Annotated in this window: 14 protein-coding genes; 5 read left to right on the top strand and 9 right to left on the bottom strand. The window is 48.0% G+C overall.

The genetic code is table 11. The features are described from left to right. Positions 1-2: 2 nt before the first annotated feature. Positions 3-419, bottom strand: coding sequence for a DUF3192 domain-containing protein (locus HER31_RS09220; protein WP_168660308.1), 417 nt, complete (start codon positions 417-419; stop codon positions 3-5). 200 nt (positions 420-619) lie between these two features. Between HER31_RS09220 and sstT the strand changes: the two genes are divergently transcribed. Next, the gene (gene sstT, locus HER31_RS09215) at positions 620-1,837 is read left to right on the top strand and encodes a serine/threonine transporter SstT (RefSeq protein WP_168660307.1); all 1,218 of its coding nucleotides are present in this window, start codon (positions 620-622) and stop codon (positions 1,835-1,837) included. A gap of 56 nt (positions 1,838-1,893) precedes the next feature. Here the strand turns inward: sstT and HER31_RS09210 are convergent, their stop codons facing one another. Both HER31_RS09210 and HER31_RS09205 read right to left on the bottom strand, forming a co-directional pair. Beyond that, entirely contained in the window at positions 1,894-2,307 is a 414-nt protein-coding gene (locus HER31_RS09210) for a hypothetical protein (protein WP_168660306.1), read from the bottom strand. A 182-nt stretch (positions 2,308-2,489) separates the two neighbouring features. Further along, positions 2,490-3,302, bottom strand: coding sequence for an MBL fold metallo-hydrolase (locus HER31_RS09205; protein ID WP_168660305.1), 813 nt, complete (start codon positions 3,300-3,302; stop codon positions 2,490-2,492). A 187-nt stretch (positions 3,303-3,489) separates the two neighbouring features. Here HER31_RS09205 and HER31_RS09200 point away from each other — a divergent pair, with 187 nt between their 5' ends. The 3 genes from HER31_RS09200 (at position 3,490) to HER31_RS09190 (ending at position 7,060) form a co-directional block, all read left to right on the top strand. Then, the gene (locus HER31_RS09200; RefSeq protein ID WP_168660304.1) at positions 3,490-4,212 is read left to right on the top strand and encodes a TetR/AcrR family transcriptional regulator; all 723 of its coding nucleotides are present in this window, start codon (positions 3,490-3,492) and stop codon (positions 4,210-4,212) included. Positions 4,213-4,358: 146 nt separating this feature from the next. After that, the gene (locus HER31_RS09195; RefSeq protein WP_168660303.1) at positions 4,359-6,116 is read left to right on the top strand and encodes an aryl-sulfate sulfotransferase; all 1,758 of its coding nucleotides are present in this window, start codon (positions 4,359-4,361) and stop codon (positions 6,114-6,116) included. Positions 6,117-6,385: 269 nt separating this feature from the next. Then, the gene (locus tag HER31_RS09190; protein ID WP_168660302.1) at positions 6,386-7,060 is read left to right on the top strand and encodes a TetR/AcrR family transcriptional regulator; all 675 of its coding nucleotides are present in this window, start codon (positions 6,386-6,388) and stop codon (positions 7,058-7,060) included. Between the two features lie 477 nt (positions 7,061-7,537). Here the strand turns inward: HER31_RS09190 and HER31_RS09185 are convergent, their stop codons facing one another. From HER31_RS09185 to rdgC, 6 genes are all read right to left on the bottom strand, one after another. Next, positions 7,538-8,230 (bottom strand): SDR family oxidoreductase, encoded by a 693-nt coding sequence (locus tag HER31_RS09185; RefSeq protein ID WP_168660301.1) that lies wholly within the window; start codon positions 8,228-8,230, stop codon positions 7,538-7,540. Next, positions 8,227-8,997: a flap endonuclease Xni gene (gene xni, locus HER31_RS09180; RefSeq protein WP_168660300.1), complete on the bottom strand. Its 771-nt coding sequence runs from the start codon at positions 8,995-8,997 to the stop codon at positions 8,227-8,229. The genes HER31_RS09185 and xni overlap by 4 nt, the downstream gene beginning before the upstream one ends. Beyond that, on the bottom strand, positions 8,994-10,349 hold the full coding sequence (ppnN, locus tag HER31_RS09175) for a nucleotide 5'-monophosphate nucleosidase PpnN (RefSeq protein ID WP_168660299.1): 1,356 nt from the start codon (positions 10,347-10,349) through the stop codon (positions 8,994-8,996). The genes xni and ppnN overlap by 4 nt, the downstream gene beginning before the upstream one ends. Positions 10,350-10,365: 16 nt before the next feature. After that, on the bottom strand, positions 10,366-11,931 hold the full coding sequence (locus HER31_RS09170; RefSeq protein ID WP_168660298.1) for a sensor domain-containing diguanylate cyclase: 1,566 nt from the start codon (positions 11,929-11,931) through the stop codon (positions 10,366-10,368). Between the two features lie 116 nt (positions 11,932-12,047). Further along, on the bottom strand, positions 12,048-14,162 hold the full coding sequence (locus tag HER31_RS09165; RefSeq protein ID WP_168660297.1) for a tetratricopeptide repeat protein: 2,115 nt from the start codon (positions 14,160-14,162) through the stop codon (positions 12,048-12,050). Positions 14,163-14,402: 240 nt separating this feature from the next. Continuing rightward, the gene (gene rdgC, locus HER31_RS09160) at positions 14,403-15,317 is read right to left on the bottom strand and encodes a recombination-associated protein RdgC (RefSeq protein ID WP_168660296.1); all 915 of its coding nucleotides are present in this window, start codon (positions 15,315-15,317) and stop codon (positions 14,403-14,405) included. A gap of 222 nt (positions 15,318-15,539) precedes the next feature. Here rdgC and HER31_RS09155 point away from each other — a divergent pair, with 222 nt between their 5' ends. Beyond that, positions 15,540-16,508, top strand: a complete 969-nt coding sequence (locus tag HER31_RS09155; RefSeq protein WP_168660295.1) for a porin — start codon at positions 15,540-15,542, stop codon at positions 16,506-16,508. Positions 16,509-16,599 lie beyond the last annotated feature (91 nt).

Genomic DNA, 16,599 nt, shown 5'->3' with positions numbered 1-16,599 from the left:
GGTTAGGGTAACTTGGCTGGGGTTGGAACCAATAAGGCGCGTTGTAACGCCGCTTCGCCCCAGCTACTTAAGACGCCGTTGCGAAACAGCAACGGTGTAGTTTCATCGGTGGTCGTTTGCCCGTCACCTTTAGTTCTGTGAGTACGGTAACGCAGGATCTGTACCATATCGCCGTCATTGTGAGTATAAGCTTCATTGAAGTTTGGACTGCCCAATTGAGCAATAACCTCATCAACGCTGATCCCAGGGGTTAGTTTAGCGATTTGTTGTAAGTTGTACTTTTCCCTGTCATCCCAATCCAGATCATCGGGCCCTTTTTCTGAAGGCTCCCACAGCATAATCGTTACCACGATAAAGATCAGATATGCCGCTACAGCGCCGATAACGACAGGAAAGATGCGACTGCGTGTACGTCTCATAATGTTGCCCGCTTGTTGGTTATATAGATAAAATATCGGCTAATGTCGTTGACGGCTAGTACCATATTGTAAGCAATCTAACAAAAATGGCGTTGAACGTTATTTTTAATGGACAGCTTGATATAAAGGTTGCTAAAAACAGTCCTATAGCAGCAAAAAATGCTGCAATTAGAATAACAATCAATAAGTGAAGTTCCGATATGAATCAACTGAGTCAATTTTTCGCTAAGTTTGCCCAAGGCAGCTTGGTTAAGCAGATCCTGTTCGGTCTGATAGTGGGTATTATTTTAGCCGCCGTCGCCCCGCAAACTGCATTGTCAGCGGGCATCTTTGGTAGCCTGTTTGTATCCGCATTGAAAGCGGTTGCGCCAATCTTGGTATTTATTTTGGTAGCGTCGTCGATTGCCAATAAAAACCCAGATCAGGCCACTAATATGCGTCCGATCATCATTTTGTACCTGTTGGGTACCCTTGCTGCATCAGTAACCGCAGTTGCGATGAGTTTCCTGTTCCCAACTACCTTGGTATTGGCCGCTGACGCGGCAGCTGCAACGCCACCAGAGGGTATTGGTGAAGTACTAAATACGCTGCTATTTAAAATTGTTGATAACCCAATTAATGCACTGTTGACGGGCAACTTCATCGGTATTTTGGCTTGGGGTATCGCCCTTGGTTTGTCACTGCACCGTGCCTCTGACGCTACCAAGAAGGTGTTCCAAGACGTATCCGATGGCATCACTAATATCGTTCGCGTAGTAATCCGCTTTGCTCCTCTGGGGATCTTTGGTTTGGTGAGTAACACCATTGCTAGCACCGGTTTTGATGCATTGTGGGGCTACAGCCATTTACTGGGCGTGCTGTTAGGCTCAATGGCCATCATTGCGTTGCTGTTAAACCCAGCTATCGTCTACTGGAAAACCAGACAAAATCCTTACCCATTGGTATTTCAATGTCTGCGTGAAAGTGGCGTAACTGCATTCTTTACTCGTTCATCTGCAGCCAACGTGCCAGTAAACATGGGGCTGTGTAAGAAATTGGGCTTGCACGAAGACACCTACTCAGTGTCTATCCCGCTGGGAGCAACCATTAACATGGCCGGTGCTGCTATTACCATTACGGTATTAACACTGGCTGCAGTGCACACTCAAGGTGTTGTGGTTGACCTACCGACCGCGTTGTTGTTGAGTGTTGTTGCGGCTGTTTCTGCTTGTGGTGCCTCTGGTGTTGCCGGTGGTTCACTGCTGCTGATTCCACTGGCATGTAGCCTCTTTGGTATCAGCAACGACGTTGCGATGCAGGTGGTTGCTGTTGGTTTCATTATTGGTGTGGTGCAGGATTCAGCTGAGACCGCTTTGAACAGTTCTACCGACGTATTGTTTACTGCAGCAGCTGATATCTCGGCGAACAAACAAAACTAAACCGTTAACCTCGTTAACGAGTTTGCAGAGAAAGCCCGCTATAACAGCGGGCTTTTTTATATCGCCCCGCTCTGTTTTACCGCTTGGCGGTTGTAGTTCAATATCAACTGTTCAAGGTTTTCATCAGGTTGCTGCTGGCACTGCTCGACGATATAGCGCTGTTGTGCGTGCTCGCACACATCCACCATCCGCTTGCCCTGATCCTTACCAAAGCGCCAGATAAGATAACTCATGGCGTTGTCGTTGGCGTACTCCATCAACTTGACTGTAGTGCTGTGCTGATCCTTTTCAACGTAGTGATTAAAGGTGCTGCAGTAGGTCATTTTGCCTTGATAATTATCGTACTTTTCGGCTGGGCGCATAGGCTGTGCGTTGGCGAACATCATATTGAGCGGGTAGAGCATCAACATCACTAAAATGCCCATGGCAATAGCGGTTAATGGCATCCGGTAGCGGTTTCGTAGTCTCACGCTGGCCTCCTTACCTATAGGCAGTAAGGCCGTTAGCAGCCATACTGCTTAGGTGAAAATATCACCATTTAACAATAGAAAAGTTACCCTCACTTCGACTTGATCTAAATCAACCAACGGCCAATTGGCAACCAGCATGAACGCTGGCTTTTATGCTGACATAACGACTATTCAGTCGCCAACTAATCCAAGTTTTCTACGTCAATGGCAGCTCGAATTAGGTTGGTTTTACAAAAATTATGGCGTGATAGGTAGGCGGTAAGATCCTCTGAGCCGAGCAAGCGCTTTACTACCTGCTTGAGCGGTAACCCTTGTTGAGATAGCTGCTGCGCGCGACCACAAAGTTCTCGCATATTATTCAGTTTGGCAGCGAGTGCCGTTTTACCACCCTTGACTGGGCCGCGATGGGGACACAGTAGGGTATCGAAGTCTAATGTTAATGCTAGGCGCATACTGGCCATTAACTGATTTAGATCTTCATCGATGCGCAGGTAACGAATCGATTTGGCGAGGTAAAGATCACCACTGAATAGGTACCCCTGTTGTGGCAGATAAAAACAGGTGAGATCTCGGGCATGACCTGGGGTATGCACCGGCACAATTGGGCTGCCATCGTACAATTGCATCCTATTGTTAAAGGGTTGGGTTTTAACTGGGTTCGGTTTGCCCCAAAACAGTTGCTGGATCAGCGGAGTTTTATAGCCATAACGAAGTTTATCAAGTGCTTGAGTTGGTGCGTAGGGGGTGATGTTGAATTTGGCTGCAATTGCCGCGGCATTGGCGCTGTGATCTTCGTGATGATGAGTTATGAGCAACTGCCGTACAGGTTTCTCAGCGACAAATGACTCAACCTCGGGCCATTGATTAGCTGGACCGCTATCAAACAGCGTGTCTTCGATTCGGTAGCAGATGAAGGTGGTATTGATGCCTCGATTAAAGCGGCCGACTCGCACTCCTTCAACCCCTTGATGTTGATAACGTCCTCGAACTGGCATCCATGCTCCTAGTCTATTAAAGCGAATACTATTTTCAAACGAACGTTTAATATACGCACGGCCACAAGTGACTGCAATTCAATCGCCGAAGCGAAATGAGCTAACCTAAGCACTAATCAACCGAGTTTTACTAGTATTGAGTTGTGCGGTTTTCAGTGTTGCTTGTAGTGTGCTGTGGACCAACGTTGTGATTAGCTCAATAAGCTACCCTAAGCGCTCTGATATGAATGATGAGTATGTAATGAACAGCGCTGAAACCATTCTCGATGTGGCTGAACGACAACTGGCAAAACAGGGGATTGTCGATATGTCGCTAGGTACCGTAGCTGCCGAGGTAGGCTGCTCTAAGGCCACTATTTATCGTCACTATGCTAATAAAGATGAGCTGATGCTAGCGGTGTTTAACCGTGAGTTATTGTGGCGGTTAAACATGTCGCAGAAGATCCTCGATGCCGAGTGCTTTAACGCCTTGGAGCGGTTAGTGCTGTTTTCTACCAGCAACGTGGTGTACCGCACCGAACATCCTTATGCTCACGGTCTAGCCTTTCTGGCCACCAACTCGGTATTGTGGCGTCGGGCAAGCAAGGATAGTAAGCAAGGCTTAGTGACCAACATAGAGCGAGTACGACGGATCCCATCGCTTATCATCGAACAGGAACCATCAGTGGCGGCTCAAACCGAACAAGTGAAGGCTGTACTGGATGCGATGTTTGCATTGGAGCGAGGCTACATCGCAGCCAACTGCAATTTTGTTTACGGTGCCATCTACAACTGTTTACCTAACCGGCATTATATCGACCGCTTTGCCGCAATAGCACGGCAATTGATGTGGCCTGAACTGACCCAAGTTGATGGTGATGGCTTGCAGGTTTGGCTGGCCAGTGAACTGGAATCGAGTGCCATTCGCTAATCCTCTCGCAGTTAGGGAAACCGTTGGTACTTATTAACTAACAATAGCGGTACAAGCTGTTCAGTGATTTTGAGGCTGTATCGCACTCGCTTAGCTCACCATTTTTTATAGTGGTTTCGAACCGTTAACCATGGATTGAAACAATTATGAAAACACGTAATGTCACCACTTTAGCCCTGCTGGTTGGTAGCTTGATTGCCGCGCCAGCCTTTAACGCCTATGCCGGTAAGTTCGCATCCACCGGTGGGCCACCAACTCAGGGGCAGCTGGGTAATGTGGTTATTAACCCTTACGATATCGCTCCACTGGCGGCGGTTATCGATCTTGGTGGTAAGCGTTTGTTGGACGCCAAGGTAACGGTACGAGGTAAAGGCAAAGATGGCCGCGCTATCTCCTACGATGTTGAGCGCAAGAACATTCTAACCCACAACGGTATTCCGGTATTTGGTCTGTACGCAAACCATATGAACGTCGTTGATGTGACCTATACCCTGGAAGAGTCCGGTAAGCAGGTAAGCGAGACCTACAAAGTCCAGACCCAGCCGATCTTTACCAAGGCACTGGATGGTATGCAGCGCCCTTACCCTGAGATGGAAGTGAAGACTGTTAAGAAGGGGTTTGAGGACCGCCTTTACCTCGTTAACGCCAGCCACCGAGGTACCGAGTCCAAATCGATGACCTGGGCCTTGGGCGGTGCAGCTAACTGGAACTCATTCCCATCCTACAACTTCGTCACCGATACCCAAGGTGAAGTACGCTGGTACCTGAACTCACTGATGTTCAACGGCGACGAAAAACTGGCCCACCGTGGCGTGTTGATGGGCTGGCACCAGATGGAAAACGGCGATATGATCATCGCTAAAGGTCAGTCTTACATGCGTTATGATCTGCTCGGTCGTAAGGTATTTGAGCGTCGCCTGCCACGTGGTTACATCGACCAATCCCACGAGATCATCCGCACCGAGCGCGACACTTACATGATCCGAGTAGCCAAAAAGAACTACGTTCGTCCTGATGGCAAGTTGGTTAATACCGTACGTGACCACATTATTGAAGTCGATGAATATGGCAAGCTGGTTGAAGAGTGGGATCTGAACATGATTCTGGATCCAACTCGGTCCTCGTTGATCACCGTGCTTGATTCTTCAGCGGTATGTCTGAACATCGATATGGATAAGATGGGGCAGAAGGTTGAGCTTGAGCCGGATGCACCATTTGGTGACGAAATTGGTATCGGTACTGGCCGTAACTGGGCCCACGTCAACTCCATCGCTTATGACGCATCAGACGACTCCATCATTTTGTCATTGCGTCACCAGGGCACCGTTAAGATTGGCCGCGATAAAGAAGTGAAGTGGATCCTGTCGGCACCAGAAGGTTGGCGTAACGGTTTCGAGGACAAGGTACTTACCCCAGTCGATTCTAAAGGTCGCAAGCTCAACTGTGAGGCAGGGGTTTGTGAAGATACTGACTTTGACTGGTCTTGGACTCAACATACTGCGTGGTTGAGTGGCCGTGGCACCCTAACGGTGTTTGATAATGGTGACGGCCGTGGTTTGGACCAGCCAGCCATGCCAAGCATGAAGTACTCTCGTGGTGTTGAGTACAAGATCAACGAAAAAGACATGACCGTTGAACAGGTTTGGGAATATGGTAAAGAACGCGGTTACGAATGGTACAGTGCAGTAACTTCAAGCATTAAGTACCATGCCGATACGGAAACCATGGTGATGTTCTCCGGTTCTGCTGGCTTGTTCAACCGCCCAGAGGTATCCACGCCATGGATTACTGAAGTATCAGCGGGTCAGGACAAGGACGTGAAGGTTGAGATGAAGATGTGGCACGTATCGCCAAGCATGGCAGCCTACCGTGCACTGGTTATTGATCCAGACAAGGCGTTCTAATTAGCTAACCATCATTAGTTAAGACACTAAGCGGCAGCCATAGGCTGCCGCTTTTTCGTTTATTATATCTATTTGGCGCGGGGCAAAACCAGCAGTGAGCCGTGTGTCTTGCTGGCTCGTCTCAGCGTCGCAACTTTAGCGCCAAAAAGATTCGGGTAATTGAGTAATCGACGTGACCGGCCAACCACAAATCTCCAACGTTCAGTGAAGATGGTTGAGTCGTGTAAGGCAGGTTCGCATACTGATGTTTTTCTATAGTGTTTGCAGCCATGGCCATTCAACGACCCGAGATCCTCCAGGCAGCGGTTCAACAGTTGCGACAATATGGCATCATCGATTTCTCGCTATCGGCCTTGGCAAGCACCTTGGGCTGCTCAAAATCGACCATCTATAAGCATTTCCCCAATAAATCGGAACTGATGATTGCGGTGCAAAGCCGAACCCTACAGAGCAATATACAGGCGGCTAAGATATTACTGCACCATCCCGCTCTCAGCACTCAGGAACAACTGTTAGCATTACACGGTTTTCCGATCCTGATGCAGATGCGTTCACCTGCCGATCACGGCTTGCGCTTTCTTCCAGTGAATCAGGCGATGTGGTTAGATGCTAATCCAGCAACAGTAGATCACTGGGCTGGGGATCTTATGTGGTTGTTTCGCGCTGCTGAGATGAGCCTCAAGCGCGCAGTTCGAGCTGGGAAATTAGCGGCTAGCCCTAAGCAGCTATCGCTGGTTTCGGTTGATATGATGGCGTTGCAGCGCGGTAAGATGACCATGTTAGATAACGTTGGTATGGCACAACCGGAACAGTACAAGGTGCTGCAGGCCTATTTGCAGCAACAGCAGTTTTTATTGCAGAGCCTTGATTGGGTAAATGACCACGGTGTTGACTTGGCAAAGGTACAACAGGTTTTACTCGATTACTGTAGTGGCAAAATCTAAGGTATTTAAGACGTAATATATCGATAAACTTGTGGTTATTACTTTGGCTAACAGTCAATTGGGGTCGGCTCAGTATTGATGTTAGTGCTTCGTTGCTAACTTAGCCATGAGCGCGCCGCTGCAGCTTAGCGTAGTGCCTACGCTGACAAATACTTCACTGGACCGCTTATTTATCCTGATAATATGCTATTCACCGAGTGACCCCGCAGTTGTTAGCAGCAACTAGGCCTTCTTCCTGTTAACAGCTCAAGAGTATGCGTCTTCAGCCCTAACCCGACTGCCATTGTAATCCCCCCCTTTGCCTTAGTTCGCAGTCCAAAACGCTTCACTGGACTGCTCCGATGCGGCAGAAGATCAATAGCTATAGTGCGTTATCCTTTGTATCGCGACTCACCAAGCCAGTGCTTTAACTGCTTTGGAAAGAACAACACTTAGTTGGTACACAGCCATTCATTACGGGTTAACTGTTGGTCGCTTTTACCACCCGAGTTCCCGCCCATCGTAGTTGCGGAATTCGCCACTGTTATCGAGATTGAGTGCGGCAATGACTTTAAGCATGCCTTCAACAGAGGTTTGGGTATCAATCAGCGCATTGGGCCCACCCATTTCGGTTTGTACCCAACCAGGGTGGAGCAAAATAACGGCGACTCCACGCGGAGCCAGATCGTTAGCCAAGCTCTTACCTATCGCGTTTACTGCAGATTTAGAGGCGCGGTAAAGATAGGCACCACCACTTTGGTTGTCGCTTATCGATCCCATCATTGACGATAAAATGGCAATCTTACTGTTCCGCGCCAAATTATCGCTAAGGGTTTGTACCAGCAGTAATGGGGCCAATACATTTACTTGCATTACCTCGTTAAAACCGGAGCTATCTACCTCACCAAAGTGCAGCCCTTTTGGTCCGTATAGACCGGCGTTATTGATGAGGGTATCGATAATTCGGTCGCCTAGATACGCCTTTAAACCGTGCAGCTGTTCTGGTTGGCTGACGTCTAAGCCAACTAACTCTAAGTGGTGGGGAAACTGCTCTCCCAGTTGAACCAGCTCTGCTGCTTGTTCCGGGTTACGGCAACAAGCAATCACAGTGTCGCCTTGGGCTAGTAATTGCTGCACAAATTGCAAGCCGATACCGCGGTTTGCCCCTGTGATGAGGGTGGTGTTGCTCATGCCATCTCCTTATGCAATCGATATTGACTGAGGTTAATATTGAGTTCGATATCTCGCCGTAGGCGTACCAGCTGATAGCTCAAACGAGCGTCTGCTTTATGGGCCAGTAGCCTTTCTCCGAGTTTTCCCGGCTGTGGTTCAGCGGCGTAAATGGCTTTAATATTTGGGTAGTTATTTAGCAGTTGTATCGCGGTCTTTTTGCCGATGCCTGGCACACCAGGAATGCCATTACCACTATCACCGGCTAAGGCCCAGAAGTCGAGTAACTGTGCTTGCGTCACCCCTACTTTAGCTTCAATAAATTTGCTGTCTATTGGTTCACCACTGAAGTGATCCCACTGGCTAATGGCAGAGCTATGCAATTGAGCAAAGCCTTTGTCGGTGGATAACACCAACACCTTACCGCCGTAATTTGCCACCTTATCGGCGATGGTAGCGATGATGTCATCGGCTTCAAACTGTTGCTGCTTAACCGAACCAACGCCTTGTTGTTCAAGTGCTTGTCGTAGTTGCGGTAATACCTTAGCCAGATCCTCCGGCATCGGTTTACGTTGTGCTTTGTATTCAGGGTAGATCTCGCGGCGCCAACTGTGTTGATGGCCTCCGTCCCATACCAAGATGGCATGGCTGGGCTTATGCAGCCTTAGTGCCTTGGTTAATGCCCCTTGGCAGCGGTCAAATAATGCATTTTGATCCTCTGTTGGTACGGCGGCGTGGATTCGCCGTATCAGGTTTAGGGCATCAATAAGAAGTAGCGAAACGCTCATGGATGATTGATCTCGTAGCAGGGGTGATATTCGCCTTGCAGTTTCATACGTCCTTGGGAGACGAATGCAGCTAATAGGTTGTCCATACGTCTCATCATATCGGCATCACCGTTCAGCTGAAATGGGCCGTGTTTAGCAATGGCGGCGACACCACTACTTTTTACATTACCAGCAACAATGCCTGAGAACGCTTTACGCAAATTGGCTGCTAATGCGCTAATGTCCTCTGAAGGTTGCAATGCTAGGTTCGCCATCGCTTCATGGCTCGGCTCGAAAGGCAGTTGAAACTCAGGTTCAATTTTAAGGCTCCAGTTAAATGCGAAGGAGTCACCAGTTTGCTGCCTGTTCATCTTAACGATGGCGCTTTGTTGTTTGATATGGCGGGCAACTTCAACTGGGTCGTCAATGATGATGCGATAGCGATTCTGTGCTTTCGGACCCAGTGTGGCGCCAATAAACTGATGGATCTCTTCAAAATAACTGCTGCTTGAAGCCGGGCCAGTTAGTATTACCGGCATTGGTTCGTTAAGGTTATGTTCGTTAAGCAATATCCCCAGTAGGTACAGCAACTCTTCGGCGGTACCAACCCCACCGGGGAAGATAACAATGCCGTGACTGATGCGCACAAACGCCTCTAATCGCTTCTCGATATCGGGCAGAATCACCAGTTCATTAACAATCTGATTTGGCGGCTCGGCGGCGATAATCGACGGCTCAGTTAACCCTAAAAAGCGACCATCCTTGTTACGTTGTTTGGCATGAGCGATAGCGGCACCTTTCATTGGCCCTTCCATGGCGCCTGGGCCACAACCGGTGCATATATTTAGATCTCGTAGTCCCAGCTCAAAGCCGACTTCTCGGGTGTATTGGTATTCGACTGGGTTAATGCTATGTCCACCCCAACAACAGACCATATTGGTGCTAGAGCCAGTCTTTATCGCTTTGGCATTGCGGACGATCTCAAACACTGCGTTGGTGATATGCTTTTCGTTGGTAAGGCTGATGTGACTAAGGCTTTCGAAACGCTCATTGATGTAGAGAATGTCACGCATTACCGCAGAGAGATGCTCTTGAATACTGCGCATCAATTTACCGTCAACCAAGGCTTCGAGCGGAGGGTTAGTGAGCTCGAGGATCACCCCGCGTTCCTGGCGAAGCACTTTGATTTGAAAGTCTTTATACAGTGAAAAAAGCCTTTCACTGTCGTCACACTCAATCCCTGCAGCTAAGACCGCCAGTGAGCAGCTACGAAACAGCTGGTACAAATCAGATTTGGCGCTGGCGTGTAAGCGCTCGATCTCTAATTGCGACAGCTGATCCAAGCTGCCTTTGGGTCGGACTTGGATCTGCATGGTCGCTCCTTAGTGATTATTTATCTATCTCGACTCTATTTCGCCCATTGCGTTTAGCACGATATAAGGCGCCATCGGCTCGCTCAAAGGTCTCATGGATGGTTTCGTTGCTGTTAACCTGAGCACAACCAAATGAGATCGTTAGTGCTACCCGTCGATCGCCAAACTTAAATGGAATCGAGCTAACTCGCTCGCGAACGCGGTTGACGATGTGTAACGCCTGTTCTTCATCTATATCTGGCAATAATAGAACAAACTCTTCACCGCCGTAGCGCGCAACAAACTCCCCTTTGCGTAGGGTGTTCTGCAAGGTGGTCGCAACCACTTGCAGTGTTTTATCACCAGCGGGGTGGCCAAAATTGTCGTTGATCAGCTTGAAGTTGTCGACATCAGCTACCACTACCCAAAGTTGTGAGTTGTTGCGGCGAACGTTGCGATACTCACGCTTCAAGCGTTCGTCCATCGCGGCTCGGTTAGGCAACTGAGTTAAGGTATCGGTCATGATTAACCGTTGTTGCTCAACTAACTTCTCTTTGAAGTTGCCACTCTCTACGCTCAAGGTTTCAATCTCTTTGCGCATCGAATCCATCGACTTCTTCAACCGAATTACGTCATTTTGCTGCTCTTGCTCGCGCTCTTTAATGCGGGCTTGCAACATCTGTAGTTCGGCTGAGATGTGCTGTTTTAGCGCTTCGATCTCAGTGGCGGCTTGGAGGTGTTGATCCATTTCGCTGCATTGATTAGTGATCTGGCGGTTAGTTTCCCGCTGCTTACTGAAGTTATTTAAGGTAACAGTCCAGTTGTCGTTGACGGAGTCACGCACCAGCGCAAGGCATTCATTGATGGCGCTGAGAAATTGATGGCTGCTGTTTTTTTCACGAACCACTTCGGTCATCAGCAGCTTCAAGACCAACTGGTAAGCTTGCAACAACCGTTCAACGCTGACGTTGCCAGCTAACTCGGCTTTAAGTGCGGCAATGCTGTCACGATCCTTAGCTCGAAACTCCAGTTCTGATAGTTGATGAGCCAACTCATGCGCCATATGTTGGTGCTGAGCAGTGGCCTCAATCGGTTCGCCTTTAACCAGTCGCTCTAACAATAATGATTCGTAGATGCTTGCCAATTGGGTAATTTTAGGCACGAAGTCCCAAACGCTGATGGTCGGCTTAATGATATCTTGCTGGAAATGGATGATTTCGCGTTTAATATGAACGGAAATGTTGTCAATTGCCGCTAACCTCTGGCTAAGAGTAAGCATCGAATCTTGGCCAGATTTTAATTCTCGCTGGGATTGCAGGGTGCGATTTCTTAAAGTGTCACAAATCTCGGCCAGCTCTGGCAGAACGGCCTGAATATTGTTGTCGTTAGATAAATTGGTTCGCAACTTGGCTAAGCGGGCATCAAGATTAAGGTCCTGTCCTTTACAGCTCAAACTAAGCTGATGGATAAAGTCGATCAGGCTGCGGATCTGGATCTGGTAGCTACTGGCGAGCCCCTCCAGTTTTTTCTGAGCGGCACGAGCTTCTTCGAGCTCTTTAGCTATCAGTGTTTCTGATGACATGGAGTTGTCGGAATCACTCATTTAACCAATACCATAAATACAGTAAACAACAAAAAACCTCCGGTGACTCGTGATGGCGAGTCAGGTGGAATTAATAACCATAAAACTGTGCTTTATGCAGCACAGCGAATTCTATTTTAGTAGCTTCCGTTAACAACGGGAACCACGGTGTGTACGTCACGCTCTTTTTCAGTGTTTGGTTGCGGCCATAAGTCCGTGGTTACTTGGTGGCTGCTAAAGCAGCGGATCACACCATTATTAATGCACTTAATCGCACTGCAATAGATGGCATCTGGCTGGAGCAGTGGTGCCGTTAAGGTAACTGGCTCTAACATCAAATAAGCACTTTGGCGGTGGTTATTGCTTTGCTGTACCGCACCAAACAACGAAAGATGAGCAAGCTCTAAGCTGCACTCATCGTCTAAGCACAGCATTGAGCCCGGTTGAAACGGCAGTTTAATGGCACCAATGCTTGCCATTGTTCCTTGGCAGTCTTGCAGCAGTGACCACTTACTGATGCGATTTAATATGGTCTCAATCGCTTCAATGGCGCGGTCAGCTTCGGTAACAATCGCGAACAGGCCTGGGCTTACCTCATAAAGGTGCTGGTGCTCATTTTGGTTGCGTAAGCGAATGGCTACCTGTTGGCGCAATTGGTTAAAGCGGCGTGTGCCTATCTCTAGCTCGAGATATGGCAGGCGACCAACTTGGATGAGCAGCAGGGTACCGTTGTGGGTTGCGAAATCCGCTAACAAGGCGGCACGGTTTGGCAGGTCGCTGTCGAACTGTCGTGCCAGTTGATGCTTATAGGCATTTGCTTTAACCACCTCTTTTTGCCGTTGGAGCGTACACCACAGTAGATAAGCGAGCATTAATAGGAAGATTGGTAATGCCCAAATTCGTTGATCGATTAGGGTTTCAATCTGCTCACTCAATTGTTGCTGATCACGCTGTTGTTTCTGCAACTGAATCTGTAGTTGATGCTCTGCTATTGCTTTTAAGCCCTGTTGGTCGACGGGGTTAAGCGTCGGCAATTTTAGCTCAGAGTGGTGTTTGAGTTGTTGCCAAGCCAAATTGGCATTACCCGCAGCAAGGTTGGCTTTAGAAAGCAGTAGTAAAAGCTCTTTTTGCTGCTCAAGCCGCAGCGTATTCAACTGTTCTAAATATGGGTTAAGTCGACTTAGCGCCTGCGCAGGCTGCTCTAGGCCTAAATAGCTTGTTGCTGTTTCTTGCGCATTTGCTAACAGGTAACGTCTGTGTTGGCGTTGTTCAAACACGGCTTGTGCACTATTTAGATACATTAACGCCTTATCGAATTCACCATTAGCGTTATAGCTGCTGCCGATGTCGTGTTGGGCAACGGCGGTTCCAACCGGCGACTCAAGTGGCTTCAACGTATCTAGTGCCAATAAGTGGTAATGGATCGCTTGGTTATACTGCTGTTTGGCATCGTAGATATAGCCAATATCAGAAAGGGTATTGGCATGGATATGGGTAAAATTGTATTCGAGTGAAATGTCGGCAGCGGCACGGGCGTAGCTGAGGGCGTTTTCATAGTCGCCGCTGTCTCGGAATACTCGCGAAATCTGCAGATTCAATTCGATATCAAATTTGGTGTCAGAAACGTGTTTGGCCAAGCTGAGTGCCGCTTGGTAATGCTCAAGTGCTGCTTGGTAATTCTTGAGTGAGCGATTAACTCGACCTAACTGCTGATTGGCAACGGCAATGCGATTGTTATCGCTAAGGGTAATGGCTCGACCACGGGCGGTGACCAAGGTCTCAATAGCGTCTTCATATTGTTGTAGATAGCGTTGCAAAGAGCCTTGTTTGAGCAGCACATCAACGTGCAGTCGCATCGCCTGTGGGCTAGATAATGATGCCAGTTTGATGCTTGCACGATGGTAGATCTCTAGGGCGCGCTCGTATTGGCTTTTCATCGACGCAATTGCGGTTGCCTCTAACAAACCATACCAGCCCTGTTGTGTCGCGGTAAGGGATTGCTGTTGAAGCTGCGTTAACAGTTCGAATGAGCGCTCTTTGTCGAAGATATTGACTGAAGCTTGGGTCAATAATAGCAGCCGTTCGGTTTCCGCACTGGGGGTGTTGCCCTGGCTATCATCAATAACGCTAATAACGTGCCGTGGCTCAGTGTGTACTAATTGTTGCAGTTCAGCTAACTGCTCAAGGTCGATGGCCAATACTGGGGCTGACGCAACGAGCCAGAGCACACAGCTGATAAAGTTACGCAACATTGGCGACCTAGAGTAATTAATTATGTAGAACAATATAGTGCCAGCCTGTAGGCATAATCTCAATTAGATTAACGTGGTATAAAACGATAAAAAACAAGGCTGTATGGTAATTGAGCGCAAGTCAATTTAGTCAAGAGAATTCGTAACTTAGGTTACTTGTGTTGGCGTTGCGAGGAAGCAGCAAAAATGCCAGCAAAGGCTACTGGCATTTCATCGAACTGGTTACTTTATACTAGCGGATTAAATGGTGTCGTCGACGCCACCCATGGCGTCAAGCAAGTTGGGCCACAGCTTTTCAAACTCACCACACATCAAGGCGAAGTCTGCGTCTAGGCGCGCTGCAAGATCATCTTTATCAATGTCCTCGTTTTGCTCTTGGAGCACATCGGCAAACTTGAGTCGTTTTAGCGACAAATCCGAATGCAGCAAAAAGTTGATCGATTCAGACCAATCCAAGCCCAGTTTTGAAGCCAATAGGCCACTATCTAGGTAAGCACGTACTTCGTCGCTGTCCAGCGGCAGATCTTTCAGTTTAATGCTGCCACCAGCTTCAGCCAAACTCTTAAGCTCGGCTTCGTCCTGCACTTCAAAGTGATTACCCACACGGCCAGTACGAACCCAGTCTGTCATCGCTTCTTCAGGTAGGGTGTTGGGCATTAACGGCGCGACTGGCAGTGAGCCGACCGCTTGGCGCAATAATGACAGTAATTCTTCGGCCCGATTAGCGCTGGAACAATCAACCAGAATTAATTGTTGTTTGGGCATGATTAGTGCGCGTACTTGTTTTCGACGGCTAAAAGCGCGTGGCAATAATACTGCGATGATGTCTTCTTTTAACGCATCTTTTTCCGCTTTTCGGGCTGGTCGGCCATGTTCAGCTTCAAGTTGGCTGACTCTTTCATCTAATTCTTCTCGAATTACAGCCGCAGGCAACATTTTCTCCTCTTTTTCCATCGCGATGAGGATATTATCGCCAGCCGCGTGAACTAAACTCACGCCAGCTTTATTTCCTAATGCTTTTACAAAACCAAGTTTGCTTATTTCTTGACTGGTGGCTGGGGTAAAGCTATACGCCTCAAGTTGTTGTTCTAGCTCGTCAATTTGCCAGTTTATGGCTTTAGTAAGACGATACGGTTGGGCGTTTCTAAACCACATGTGATTACCTATTTGGTTTTGTCATTAAATACTGAAGAATAAGTGTAGGGAAAAGGGGGAAGCGGCGCAAATTCTAGAAATTAAAGGGTGACTCGAATAATGTTCCAGTGTAAATAATACTCCCAAGGCGAATGACATATAACTGTCACAGAATGATGGCATTATTCGCCCTGTTTTCTACAGAGTTTAGAAAACGACACTAATAAAGAAGGAATTGTTTACATGTCTATCAAGCGTACTCTTATAGCAGCTGCACTGGCTGCGACTGTCCCTGCCGTTGCCACTGCTGCACCCGTATCTTTTTACGGTAAGTTGAACGTTGAAGCCGCTTTTAATGATTACGACACTGACTCTATCGACGGTGAAGATTTAGGTTTGTCTGAGACCGAAATCCGCTCTAACTCTTCACGAGTTGGCGTTAAAGGCGATCTAGAACTGAATAGCGATGTAACTGCTTTTTATACCGTTGAGTATGAAGTAAACATCGACGAAGAAGATAAAGATAACTTCGAAGCTCGTAACCAGTTTGTTGGTATTAAAGGTAACTTCGGTGCGATCTCCCTGGGTCGCCAAGACACCATGCTGAAGAAGTCACAAGGTAAAGTTGACGTATTCTCTGATTACGCTGGCGATTTGGCCAAGTATGGTCTGCAAGGTGAAAACCGTGGTACCGAGACACTGACTTACATGCTGCCTAAGATGGGTTTATTCAGCGCGGGTGTAACCTACTTAGCTGAAGGTTCTGAAGGCCAGCTTGACGAAGATGGTGAGCGTACTGATGGCTTCTCTATTGCAGCTATGTACGGTGATAAGAGCTACAAGAAAGCACCTTTCTACGCTGCAATTGCATACGATACTGATATCGATGAGCAAGACAGTGTAATTCGTGGCTCTATTGGTGGTAAGGTCGCAGGCATCAAATTGGGCGCCTTGTACCAACAGCAAGAAGCTTACGGTGCTGATAGCAAAGACGGTTTCTTGGTGTCGGCTGCTTACGATATTAACGCTTGGACCTTAAAGACTCAGTACGTAGACATGGAAGACACTGCTGATGGTTTCTCTGTTGGCGCTGACTATCGCTTTGCTAAAACCACTAAAGCGTTTGCTTACTACACCGACCGCTCTTACGACAACGAGTTGAACTCTAAGTCTGGTGGTTTTGCTGGTATCGGTCTAGAGCACAAATTCTAAGCCATTACTTACCCGAGTGATTTAATATAAAGGGAGCTTCGGCTCCCTTTGTTGTGTCAGCTTTTTATCTTTTTTGAACGTTTCGGCCCCT

Source organism: Ferrimonas lipolytica, from assembly GCF_012295575.1.
Taxonomy (GTDB): Bacteria; Pseudomonadota; Gammaproteobacteria; order Enterobacterales; family Shewanellaceae; genus Ferrimonas; species Ferrimonas lipolytica.
The sequence above is the reverse complement of the archived record's forward strand: the minus strand, read 5'-3'. Positions and strand labels throughout refer to the sequence as shown.

Excerpts from the sequence above, each read along its gene's own strand:
- HER31_RS09195 (WP_168660303.1), top strand. The coding sequence starts at position 4,359 with ATGAAAACACGTAATGTCACCACTTTAGCCCTGCTGGTTGGTAGCTTG.
- HER31_RS09170 (WP_168660298.1), bottom strand. The coding sequence starts at position 11,931 with ATGAGTGATTCCGACAACTCCATGTCATCAGAAACACTGATAGCTAAA.
- HER31_RS09190 (WP_168660302.1), top strand. The coding sequence starts at position 6,386 with ATGGCCATTCAACGACCCGAGATCCTCCAGGCAGCGGTTCAACAGTTG.
- rdgC (WP_168660296.1), bottom strand. The coding sequence starts at position 15,317 with ATGTGGTTTAGAAACGCCCAACCGTATCGTCTTACTAAAGCCATAAAC.
- sstT (WP_168660307.1), top strand. The coding sequence starts at position 620 with ATGAATCAACTGAGTCAATTTTTCGCTAAGTTTGCCCAAGGCAGCTTG.
- HER31_RS09220 (WP_168660308.1), bottom strand. The coding sequence starts at position 419 with ATGAGACGTACACGCAGTCGCATCTTTCCTGTCGTTATCGGCGCTGTA.
- HER31_RS09165 (WP_168660297.1), bottom strand. The coding sequence starts at position 14,162 with ATGTTGCGTAACTTTATCAGCTGTGTGCTCTGGCTCGTTGCGTCAGCC.
- HER31_RS09155 (WP_168660295.1), top strand. The coding sequence starts at position 15,540 with ATGTCTATCAAGCGTACTCTTATAGCAGCTGCACTGGCTGCGACTGTC.
- xni (WP_168660300.1), bottom strand. The coding sequence starts at position 8,997 with ATGAGCGTTTCGCTACTTCTTATTGATGCCCTAAACCTGATACGGCGA.
- ppnN (WP_168660299.1), bottom strand. The coding sequence starts at position 10,349 with ATGCAGATCCAAGTCCGACCCAAAGGCAGCTTGGATCAGCTGTCGCAA.
- HER31_RS09205 (WP_168660305.1), bottom strand. The coding sequence starts at position 3,302 with ATGCCAGTTCGAGGACGTTATCAACATCAAGGGGTTGAAGGAGTGCGA.
- HER31_RS09185 (WP_168660301.1), bottom strand. The coding sequence starts at position 8,230 with ATGAGCAACACCACCCTCATCACAGGGGCAAACCGCGGTATCGGCTTG.